Annotated in this window: 10 protein-coding genes; 2 read left to right on the top strand and 8 right to left on the bottom strand. The window is 69.2% G+C overall.

All coding sequences use genetic code 11. The annotated features are described in order from the left end of the window. The 8 genes from Q0U08_RS13375 to Q0U08_RS13340 form a co-directional block, all read right to left on the bottom strand. On the bottom strand, positions 1–858 hold an 858-nt coding region (locus Q0U08_RS13375; RefSeq protein ID WP_298091887.1), incomplete at its 3' end, for a hypothetical protein. A 34-nt stretch (positions 859–892) separates the two neighbouring features. Next, positions 893–1,321, bottom strand: coding sequence for a hypothetical protein (locus Q0U08_RS13370; protein WP_298091886.1), 429 nt, complete (start codon positions 1,319–1,321; stop codon positions 893–895). After that, positions 1,318–2,652 (bottom strand): FliI/YscN family ATPase, encoded by a 1,335-nt coding sequence (locus Q0U08_RS13365; protein WP_298091885.1) that lies wholly within the window; start codon positions 2,650–2,652, stop codon positions 1,318–1,320. Before Q0U08_RS13365 ends, Q0U08_RS13370 begins: the two co-directional genes overlap by 4 nt. Further along, positions 2,646–3,416 (bottom strand): FliH/SctL family protein, encoded by a 771-nt coding sequence (locus Q0U08_RS13360; protein ID WP_298091884.1) that lies wholly within the window; start codon positions 3,414–3,416, stop codon positions 2,646–2,648. The genes Q0U08_RS13365 and Q0U08_RS13360 overlap by 7 nt, the downstream gene beginning before the upstream one ends. Next, positions 3,409–4,428: a flagellar motor switch protein FliG gene (gene fliG / locus Q0U08_RS13355; RefSeq protein ID WP_298091883.1), complete on the bottom strand. Its 1,020-nt coding sequence runs from the start codon at positions 4,426–4,428 to the stop codon at positions 3,409–3,411. Before fliG ends, Q0U08_RS13360 begins: the two co-directional genes overlap by 8 nt. Continuing rightward, complete coding sequence (fliF, locus tag Q0U08_RS13350; RefSeq protein ID WP_298091882.1) at positions 4,428–6,134, bottom strand: flagellar basal-body MS-ring/collar protein FliF; 1,707 nt, start codon at positions 6,132–6,134, stop codon at positions 4,428–4,430. The genes fliG and fliF overlap by 1 nt, the downstream gene beginning before the upstream one ends. 1 nt (position 6,135) lies before the next feature. Beyond that, positions 6,136–6,510 (bottom strand): flagellar hook-basal body complex protein FliE, encoded by a 375-nt coding sequence (gene fliE, locus Q0U08_RS13345; RefSeq protein WP_112381680.1) that lies wholly within the window; start codon positions 6,508–6,510, stop codon positions 6,136–6,138. Next, on the bottom strand, positions 6,507–7,784 hold the full coding sequence (locus tag Q0U08_RS13340) for a sigma-54-dependent Fis family transcriptional regulator (RefSeq protein ID WP_298091881.1): 1,278 nt from the start codon (positions 7,782–7,784) through the stop codon (positions 6,507–6,509). The genes fliE and Q0U08_RS13340 overlap by 4 nt, the downstream gene beginning before the upstream one ends. A gap of 300 nt (positions 7,785–8,084) precedes the next feature. Here Q0U08_RS13340 and Q0U08_RS13335 point away from each other — a divergent pair, with 300 nt between their 5' ends. After that, positions 8,085–8,912 (top strand): flagellin, encoded by an 828-nt coding sequence (locus tag Q0U08_RS13335; RefSeq protein WP_298091880.1) that lies wholly within the window; start codon positions 8,085–8,087, stop codon positions 8,910–8,912. A gap of 248 nt (positions 8,913–9,160) precedes the next feature. Further along, positions 9,161–9,977 (top strand): flagellin (locus tag Q0U08_RS13330; protein WP_298091879.1); only part of this gene is annotated, 817 nt, incomplete at its 3' end.

Here is a 9,977-nt window from a genome sequence, read left to right as displayed (position 1 = left end):
CTCTTTCACGAACCGCGTGGGAACAGGAACCGCCGCCATCGTCGGCGGCATCGTCGCCCTGTGTGCCACAACGGCGCCGGCCCTGTCCGCCAACGGCATTGCCGATCCCACCCGGACGGTGCCGGGTCTGGCCGACACGGCCATGTCGGGGGCAATCCCCGCCGATCGCGGGTCGCTTTGAACCATCGCCCCGGCGTCGACCGGAACTTGCGGCATCGATATCCGATCGGCGGCGCCGGGGCCGGCCCGGCGCACTGCCCCGTCCGGCACCGCATCCGCCAACGGCGGATTGCCCGAAACCGCACCGGTCCGTTCCGCCGTACCCTGCATCTCCGGCGGCACCGTGGCTGCAACCGACAGGTCGCGCATCGCCGCAGGCGTGGATCCGACCGGCGGCATCTCGACGGTCGCCAACGTTTCGGCGGCGGCGGTCGCCGTCTGCACCACGGCAAGCCCGGTGCCCGCCAGCATCGCCGGCCGCGCGGACGCCCCACCCTGCTGCACGGTCATACCGGCCGAGGGACCAGCGACAGCGATCTGCGCTGTCACGTCCGACCGCACCGGCTCCGGCATCGGCACCGGCACCGGCATCGGCACCGGCATCGGCGCCATGAACGGCACCACACCCATTTCCGGCAACGCCTCGACCTCATCCGGCAAGGCGTTGCCGCCGGTGGCATCATCCTGCCCGGTCACTGCCGGCGTCGTCACGACCGACCCCGGCTCGCTGTCGCCATCCTGAAGCGACAGGAACGACGCCAGCGAGAGCGCAAACGCCGCGCCATCCGTCGTCGTCGCCCCGCTCGCTCCCCCAACCGGCGCGAGCGAGCGGCCGATCGCGCTCGCGATCTCAATCATGATGATGAACCCCCAAAACTCATGAAGGGCAGGATCAGCAAGGATCGTGCCGGTTCTTTCGATTGGCCGGCGCGTCTTCCATCGCGCGCATTTCGCGCATCACGGCGGCGGCTTCCGCGCGCTCGATCAGCTTTTCGACCGCGCTCTGGTCGCGCTTGGCGCTGCGCGTCTGTTCGGCGGCGGCCTCCGCCTGCTGCTCGGCCTGCGCGATGCGGCGCAGCGCGATCTCGGCGGACTGGTGCAGCCGCTCGCGGAAATGCGCCGCCGCCATCAGCGACACGCTGGCAGAGGGGGCCGCCGGCGTCGGCGACACCGCATCGACCAGCCCGGCGATCCGCTGGGACAGCGCCTGCTCGCTCGCCACCTGCTCACGCGCCCGCGCCTCGTCCCCCATGCGCAGGTTCAGTTGCAGCGTGCGGACGCGGTGGATGCGCGCCAGCGTCGCCTCGCGCCGCTTCGTCATCCGTCGGTGCCGAACACGCCGACCAGCTCGTCCACCGCCATGTCGATCGGCACCGCGCTGTCATAATCCTGCCGGATATATTCCATCACCGCCGGGTGTGCGGCGATCGCATTGTCGATCGCGGCATCGGTGCCAGCGCGATACGCGCCCATCAGTACCAGGTCGCGATTTTCCTCGTACGTCGCCAGATGCCGGCGCAGCACGCGCGCCGCCTTGGCATGCGGCTTCGACACGATATCGTTCATCACCCGGCTGACCGAGGGGCCGATGTCGATCGCCGGATACACACCGCGCTCGGCAAGCTGCCGGCTCAGCACGATATGTCCGTCCAGAATGGAGCGTGCCGAATCAACCACGGGATCGTTGCCGTCGTCGCCGTCGGCCAGCACGGTGTAGATCGCGGTGATCGATCCCGGCCCGTGCGCATCCGCCCCCGCCCGCTCGATCAGATTGGGCAGCATCGCGATGGCGGACGGTGGGTATCCACGCGCCGACGCCGGCTCGCCAAGCGCCAGTCCGATCTCGCGCCCGGCATGCGCGACGCGGGTCAGCGAATCCATGATCAACAGCACGCGCTTGCCCTCGGCGCGGAACGCCTCGGCGATCGCGGTCGCACGCAGCGCCCCGCGAATGCGCAGCACCGGCGAATGGTTGGCGGGCACCGCCACCACCACCGACCGCGCCCGCGCCTCGCCCGCCACCTTGGTCTCCAGAAAGTCCGCCACCTCGCGGCTGCGCTCGCCGATCAGGCCGATCACGATCACGTCCGCCTGCGCCGCGCGCACCATCATGCCCAGCAGCACCGACTTGCCGACGCCCGATCCCGCCATGATACCGACCCGCTGGCCAAGGCCGATGGTCAGCAAACCGTTGATCGCGCGCACGCCGACATCCATCGGCGCCAGCACGCGGCCGCGGTCCAGCGGCGATTGCAGCTTGCCCGCCAGCGGCCAGCGCGCAGCACCCCGGATCGGCCCGAGGCCGTCGATCGGCGTGCCCGCGCCGTCGACGACGCGGCCCAGCATCGCGGCGCCCACCTCCGCCTCGCCCGGCGCGCCCATCGGGCGGACGGGTGCGCGCGGCAGCAGCGGCGCGGGCCCACCCAGATTCATCATCAGCGTGCGGCCGTTGCGAAAACCGATCACTTCCGCCTCGATCCGCGCATCGCCCTCGCCGCCGACCTCGCACACCGTCCCCACCGCCAGGTTCAGCCCGACGGCCTCCATCAGCAATCCGTCATAGGAGGACAGGCGGCCGGACACGCGCGGCGCCGCCACGAAATCGGCACTGCCCAGCGTTCCCAGATAATCGGCGGCGAAACGGTTCAACATGCGGGAACGGGCACCCTGTCCATCGCCTGCGCCAACTGGTCCAGCCACAGCGCCGGCCCATCCTCGACCACGGTGGAGGCGCTTTCCAGCACGAAGCTGCCGCGCGCCACGCTCGCGTCGCCCACCGGAAAAACCGTGTCCGGCAAACGGCCTTGCAGCAGACCGACATCATCCGGATGCACGCGCAGCAGCGCGGACTCCGCCGCATCCGCCAGCATCTCGCTCGCCACCTCCACGCGCCCCGCCAGCCGCTCCGCCGCGATACCGACCTCGCCCACCAGCTTCGACACCAGGAACAGCACCGTCTGCCGCAACTGCCCCGCCAGTGCCTCGCGATCGACCCTCCCCCCGCTCAGCGCCGCCTGGATCCCCACCAGCAGCGCCTCCTCCTGAGACTGTGCCTGCGCGCTCGCCGCGGCCATCCCCTCGGCGAACCCGGCCGCATGCGCCGCCTCCACCGGATCAATAAACGGCACCCCATCCACGCACGGGTCCATCATGTCCCAGCCCGCGGTCGGGTTCGCCTGGCGATCGGCGGGGCTGAAATGCTTGGGGCCCGCAGCCACTTCCGGCTCGACATGCAGGCCGAAGTCGGGCTCCGGCACCGGGCCGGCGGGCGTTGCGCGCGGGGTGAAGCCCACGGGGCTGCGCACTTCGATCAGGTCGACCGCGGCAAAGGCGGCTGGCTGCGGCGAAAATGCCTGGTGCAGTGCTGCCGCCGCCGCATCGTGGCGCGCGGCGAAACCGGCGATGAAATCAGACATAGTCGTCCTCGCCCCCGCCCATCACGATGGTGCCGTCCTTGGCCAGATTGCGCGCGATCTGGATCATCGCCTTTTGCGCCTCCAGCACTTCGGACAGCTTCATCGGTCCGCGACCCTCGATCTCGTCGCGCATATTGTCGGCGGCGCGCGACGACATGCAGCCCAGGAAACGGTTGCGGACCCCCTCGTCCACGCCCTTGAGCGAGCGGACCAGGATATCGCCATCGACGTTGCGGATCAGCGTGCCCAGATTCTTGTCGTCCAGCTCCAGCAGGTTCTCGAAGACGAACAGCGCCTCCTCGATCTGCTTGGCCAGTTCGCGGTCGATCTTGAACAGCTTGGGCATGACGCGCTGCTCGGTCGCCTTGCGCGCGCTCGACAGGATCTTGGCCGCCTCGCGCGTGCCGCCCAGCGTGACTCCCTGCGCCTGCTGCCCGCTGCCGCTCTGGCGCGTGATCAGGTCGCGCAGCATGTCGATCGCCTCGGGCGCCACCGGGCCCAGCCGCGCGATGCGGTGCAGGATGTCGGGCTGCACCGCATCGGGCAACAGCTCCAGCACCTGTCCCGCCACCGCCGGATCGCAATTGGCGATCACCACCGCGGCGATCTGCGGATGCTCCTTGTCCAGCATCGCAGCGATGTCGGTCGGGTCCAGCCAGGCGAGCAGCTCGATCTCGGCCGCCGCATCGGGCGGAGTGATCCGCGCCAGCACGCTGTCCGCCTTGGCGGGGCCCAGCGCGCGGCTCATAACCGCCTCCACCATCGGGCGCGGCTCGAACGCGATCGTCGCGCGCTGCCGGGCGGCGGACACGAAGGTGTCGAGCACATCCTCGACCTCCTGTTCGCTCACGTCCGCCACCGCATACATGGCACGGCCCAGTTCGCGCACCTCGTCCGGGTCCAGCTTCTGCAGGATCGCCGCGGCCTCGTCCTCGCCGACCAGCATCATCAGGACCGCAGCGCGCTCCACACCGGTATAGGTGCGGGCACCGGCGGCGATATCGGCTTCCATCAGTTCGCTTCCGCCTTGATCATGTCGCGCACCGCCAGCGCCGCCCGCGCCGGGTTGTCACGGGTGAAGCCGCGGACCGCGCCGATACGCTCGTCGAAATTGCGCGTCGCCTCGATCTGCTCCAGCGTCACGGGCGGCTGCACCGCGATACCATCCGGCCCGGCCGGCGCGGCGGCATTCTCGCCTCCCTCGCCGTCCGCCGCACCCATCGGCAACGCCTTGGTCTCGTCATCCTTCTTCTTCGTCATGCTCTTCACCAGCGGCCGCACGCCCAGCAGCAGGACCAGCAGCGCGATCACGATCGCGGTGCCGTTGCGCGCCAGCACCGGCAGCCAGGCATTGTCGTACCAGGCGGGGCCGTCCGTGGTGGCGCCGGCATCGGCGAACTTGCGGCTGATCACGGTGACGTTGTCGTTGCGCCCCTGGTCGAAGCCGACCGCGCTCTTCACCAGATCGCTGATCTGGTTGATCTCCATCGCGGTGCGACGACCGGTGGCGGGATCACGCAGCAGGACCGCCACGGTCAGCCGCTTGATCGAACCGGGCGCGGCGCGCGTCACCGACACCTCCTTGCCCAGATCGTATGCGCGCTGGAACGTATCCGACTGCTTGGCGGGATTGGGTGCAGCACCTCCGGCGACCGGCTGGTTCTCCGGCGTACCGGGCGTGCCGGGCGCGGGGTTCGGCGGCACCTGAAGCGTGCTGGCCGGCGGCGGCGTGTTGGACAGCGCACCGGGAATGCCCCCCGGCGGTGTCGCGGTCGCCAGATTGCCCGTCCAGTTGCCCGTCTCCGCGCGCAGCGCGCCCTGCTTTTCGTAGGATTCGCGCGTCGCGCTGGTTTCGTCCAGATTGACCTCGGCCTGCACCTCGGTGGTGAAGTTGCCGCTGCCGACCAGCGGGGTCAGCAACTGGATGAGCTGCGTGCGATACTTGTCCTCCAGCCGGCGCTGGAACTCGATCCGGCGGTCGTCGCCATTGCCGGCGGCCGCGCCGTCCTTGGTCAGCAGGCCGCCCATCTGGTCGACGATCGTCACGCCCGACGGCTTCATCCCCGGCACCGAGGAGGCGACGAGGTTGACGATCGACTGCACCTGCGCGTCCGACAGCGAGCGCCCGGCGTTCAGCTTCAGGATCACCGATGCCGAGGGCGCGGCACTGTCGCGCACGAACACCGACGCTTCGGGCATGGCGAGGTGCACCCGCGCCTCGGCCACCGCGTCGATCTCCTGGATCGAGCGGGCCAGCTCGCTTTCGCGCGCCTGGCGCAGACGCTCGCCCTCCACCGCGCGGCTGACGCCCATCGGCAACTGGTCCAGGATCGCGTAGCCGCCCGGTGCTTCCTTGGGGAGCCCCTGGCCCGCCAGCAGCATCCGCGCCTTGGAATAATCCTCCTCGCTGACGGTCAGCGCGCCCGTCGCATCGTCGATGCGGCTGGCGATGTTGCCAGTGCTGAGCGCGGTGGTCACCGCCTGCTTGTCCGCGTCCGACAGATTGGCGAACAGCGTCTTTTGCGGCGGGGTGGACAGGCTCATCCAGGCGAGCGCGGCCGCCGCGATCAGGCCGATCAGCAGCGCCATCGGCGCGGAACGGCGGACGGCCGGCTGTGCCAGCACGCCCTTGATCTGGCGCAGCGGGTTCGCGAAGCGTTCGGGGAGTTGCGGGCCGCCCGGCGTGGCGGGGTTGGCGGGTGTCAGCGCTGTGCTCATGTTACACCGGCATGCTCATGATGTCCTTGTAGGCGGACAAAAGTTTATTTCTCACTTGCAGCGTCGCCTCGAACCCGACCGAGGCCTGCTGGCGCGCCAGCATCACCTTGGCGATGTCCATGGTCTCGCCGCGCTCATAGCTTTCGGACAGCTTGGCGGCCTGTTGCTGGCTGTCGTTGACGCTCTTCACCGCCTCGTTCAGCGTGTCGGCAAAGCTGGCCGGCTGCGCGCTCGCCGCCGCAGCGGCACCTTCGGCCGCCTGTGCGCCGCCGGTCTGCGCCGCGGCCTTCAGCGCCTGGTTGCGCTCCAGGATCTGCGCGCGCAGCGCCATCACCCGGTCGACGCCCATCGCGCCGTTGACGCCCCCGATACTCATGCGGACAGTGCCTTACGCCCGGGCAGGCCGACATCCTCGCCCTGCTCGCGCGCCTTGGCCAGGCGGTAGCGCAGCGTGCGCTCCGAGATGCCCAGCCGCCGCGCCGTCTCCATCCGGCTGCCGCCGCATGCGGCCAGCGTTTCGCGGATCGCCGCGAACTCGCTCATCTGCACCACCTTGCCCAGCGTCGCCGGCACGGCGGGCTGCGCGGGGGCGGACAGGTCGAGGTCGTTGGCGACCATCGGCCGGTCGAACACGATGTGGCTCGCCTCGATGGTGTCGCCGCCGGCGAACAGCAGCGCGCGCTGGATCACATTCTCCAGCTCGCGGACATTGCCTGGCCAGCTATGCTCGACCAGCGTCTCGATCGCCTCGGCGCTCGGCCAGGGAATGGTGCTGCGGCTGCCGGCATGGCGCAGGATCATCGTCGCGGCCAGCGCGGGGATGTCGCCGCGACGCTCGGCCAGCGCCTTGGTGGTCAGCGGAAACACCGCCAGGCGGTAGTAGAGATCGGCGCGGAACCGGCCCGCCGCCACCTCGGCCTGCAAATCGCGATTGGCGCAGGCGATGACGCGCACGTCGACCGGCTGTGGCAGGCTGGCGCCCAGCGGCACCACCTCACGCTCCTGCAACACGCGCAGCAGCTTGGCCTGCAATTGCAGCGGCATCTCGGCGATCTCGTCCAGCAGCAGCGTGCCGCCATCGGCCGCGCGGAAGAAGCCTTCCCCGCCCGACGACGCGCCGGTGAACGCACCCTTCTGGTGCCCGAACAGCAACGCTTCCAGCATCGCCTCGGGAAGTGCTGCGCAGTTGATCGCGATGAACGGCTTGTCGGCGCGCGCCGAATTGGCGTGGATCGCGCGCGCCAGCACTTCCTTGCCGGTGCCCGTCGGCCCGTTGATCAGCACGGTGATGTCGGCCTGCGCGACGCGCTCGGCCAGGGTGAACAGCGCCAGGCTCTCCGGGTCCGCCGCGGTGGGCATGCCCGCCCCCGCCAGCAGCGCCCGCATGAAGCCGTTGCCGACCGCTCCGTCTTCCGGCCCGAACGCGATCCGCGTCGGCAACCCGTTGCCGGGCCGCTCCAGCCGCCGGCCCGCATCGCCGACCACGATGGTGCGCGCCGGTGCCGCGATCGCCTCGTCCTCAGCGACCAGGAAGGTATCGCCCGGCTGGCCCGCACCGCCTTCGACCACGGTCATGCCCTGCGCGCGCAGCGACGACAGCAGCGCGTAACGGCGCTTCGCAAGAACGGCAGAGGGAAGAATCGACGGCATCGGAGGGACATTCCTTTCGCCGCCCTCAATGCTCGATTCGTCCCCAAAAAAGGGTTAATTTGGCCGCTTGCCGGCAAACTATTTCCGGGCGCGTCGCCCCCGTACGCGAGCACGCGCGCGCGGGCTCGCATCACGCCCGCGCGAGGCGGGCGGTTCGCGGCACCCGAACCGGCAGGACCGGCAAGAATTTTCCGAAAATCGGCTAAATCTTGCCGGAGCATGGCCGTTCTGGGTGGTGGCGGCTCGGTGATCCGATGGGGATCGGAAAAGGTTCGCCGAGCAAGAGATGGAGTTCCCGACATGACCGTTATTGCCAGCAACATCAGCGCGCTCCGCGCCACCTCGGCTTCGACCTCGGCGCAGAACATGCTGGGCACGTCGATGCAGCGCCTGTCGACCGGCAAGCGCATCAACTCGGCCAAGGACGATGCCGCCGGCCTCGCCATCTCGGCGTCGATGACCGCGCAGATCAAGGGCATGAACCAGGGCATCCGCAACGCCAACGACGCGATCTCGCTGGCGCAGACCGGCGAAGGCGCGCTGGACGAGGTCAGCAACATGCTGCAGCGCATGCGCGAGCTGGCGGTGCAGGCGTCGAACGGCACCTATTCGGCCGACGACAAGAAGAACATCGCGTCCGAGCAGGAAGCGCTGCAGCAGCAGATCACGTCGGTGACGACCAACACGAAGTTCAACGGCCTGTCGCTGTTCAACGCGGCCGCGGCCACCGGCTACGACATCCAGACCGGCGCCAACGCGTCCGACAAGGTCACGCTCAAGTCCACCGATTTCAGCGCAGCCGCCTCCAAGCTGAAGGTCATCACGGACAACACCTATACCGGTGCGACCCCCGCCACCCCGGCGCTCAGCGCCTATGACGATGCGATCGGCGAGGTGTCCAACACCCGCGCCAGCCTCGGCGCCGCGCAGAACCGCCTCCAGTCGGCGGTGAACAACGCGACCTCGAACATGACCAACCTGTCCGAAGCGCGCAGCCGCATCGAGGACACCGACTTCTCGCAGGAGACGACCGCGCTCGCCAAGGCGCAGATCCTCAGCCAGGCGTCGACCGCGATGCTCAGCCAGGCGAACCAGTCGCAGCAGGGCGTGCTGAAGCTGCTCGGCTAAGCTTTGCCGCTCACGCGCCGGCACCCAGCCGGGGCTGATCCAGACCCCGGTCGCACCCGATGGTGCGGCCGGGGTTTTGCACGTTCCGCAAACGCCACGGCCGGTCGGCAGATTTCCGGCAAAAGGCGGCAAAATAATTCCGCCTTCCGGCTAAAGATTGCCGGTCGCTTGCCGTTCCTACTCTTGGCGGCTCGGTGATCCGATGGGGATCGGAAAAGGTTCGCCGAGCAAGAGATGGAGTTCCCGACATGACCGTTATTGCCAGCAACATCAGCGCGCTCCGCGCCACCTCGGCTTCGACCTCGGCGCAGAACATGCTGGGCACGTCGATGCAGCGCCTGTCGACCGGCAAGCGCATCAACTCGGCCAAGGACGATGCCGCCGGCCTCGCCATCTCGGCGTCGATGACCGCGCAGATCAAGGGCATGAACCAGGGCATCCGCAACGCCAACGACGCGATCTCGCTGGCGCAGACCGGCGAAGGCGCGCTGGACGAGGTCAGCAACATGCTGCAGCGCATGCGCGAGCTGGCGGTGCAGAAGGAAAACGGCACCTATTCGGCCAACGACAAGGCCAACATCAAGTCCGAGCAGGACGCGCTGGCGCAGCAGATCAGCAACGTGCTGTCCAACACCGCGTTCAACGGCATCAAGCTGTTCGACGGTTCGACCGCGGCCACGCCGGCGGCCGGTACCGACGGCAAGGTCAGCATCCAGGCCGGCGCGAATGCCAGCGACAAGGTCGATGTCACGCTGGCCCGGCTGACCGACGATGCGGCAGTCACCAACGTCATCACCGCCGCGGTCGCAGGTCCGCCGGCCGTCCCCGCGTCGGTCAATGCCTCCGCCACGCTGGCGCAGTTCGACACCGCCATCGGCAAGGTCGCCAATGTCCGCGCCGGTCTCGGTGCCGCACAGAACCGCATCCAGTCCGCGGTCAACAATCTGACCTCGAACGCGACCAACCTGTCCGAAGCCCGCAGCCGCATCGAGGACACCGATTTCTCGGAAGAGACGACCGCGCTCGCCAAGGCGCAGATCCTCAGCCAGGCGTCGACCGCGATGC

Origin of the sequence: uncultured Sphingomonas sp., from assembly GCF_946477935.1 — a bacterium.
Lineage (GTDB): Bacteria > Pseudomonadota > Alphaproteobacteria > Sphingomonadales > Sphingomonadaceae > Sphingomonas.
Note: the sequence above shows the minus strand (reverse complement) of the source record. Positions and strands in the feature narration are given on the sequence as shown.

Excerpts from the sequence above, each read along its gene's own strand:
- Q0U08_RS13370 (WP_298091886.1), bottom strand. The coding sequence starts at position 1,321 with ATGACGAAGCGGCGCGAGGCGACGCTGGCGCGCATCCACCGCGTCCGC.
- Q0U08_RS13365 (WP_298091885.1), bottom strand. The coding sequence starts at position 2,652 with ATGTTGAACCGTTTCGCCGCCGATTATCTGGGAACGCTGGGCAGTGCC.
- Q0U08_RS13360 (WP_298091884.1), bottom strand. The coding sequence starts at position 3,416 with ATGTCTGATTTCATCGCCGGTTTCGCCGCGCGCCACGATGCGGCGGCG.
- fliG (WP_298091883.1), bottom strand. The coding sequence starts at position 4,428 with ATGGAAGCCGATATCGCCGCCGGTGCCCGCACCTATACCGGTGTGGAG.
- fliF (WP_298091882.1), bottom strand. The coding sequence starts at position 6,134 with ATGAGCACAGCGCTGACACCCGCCAACCCCGCCACGCCGGGCGGCCCG.
- fliE (WP_112381680.1), bottom strand. The coding sequence starts at position 6,510 with ATGAGTATCGGGGGCGTCAACGGCGCGATGGGCGTCGACCGGGTGATG.
- Q0U08_RS13340 (WP_298091881.1), bottom strand. The coding sequence starts at position 7,784 with ATGCCGTCGATTCTTCCCTCTGCCGTTCTTGCGAAGCGCCGTTACGCG.
- Q0U08_RS13335 (WP_298091880.1), top strand. The coding sequence starts at position 8,085 with ATGACCGTTATTGCCAGCAACATCAGCGCGCTCCGCGCCACCTCGGCT.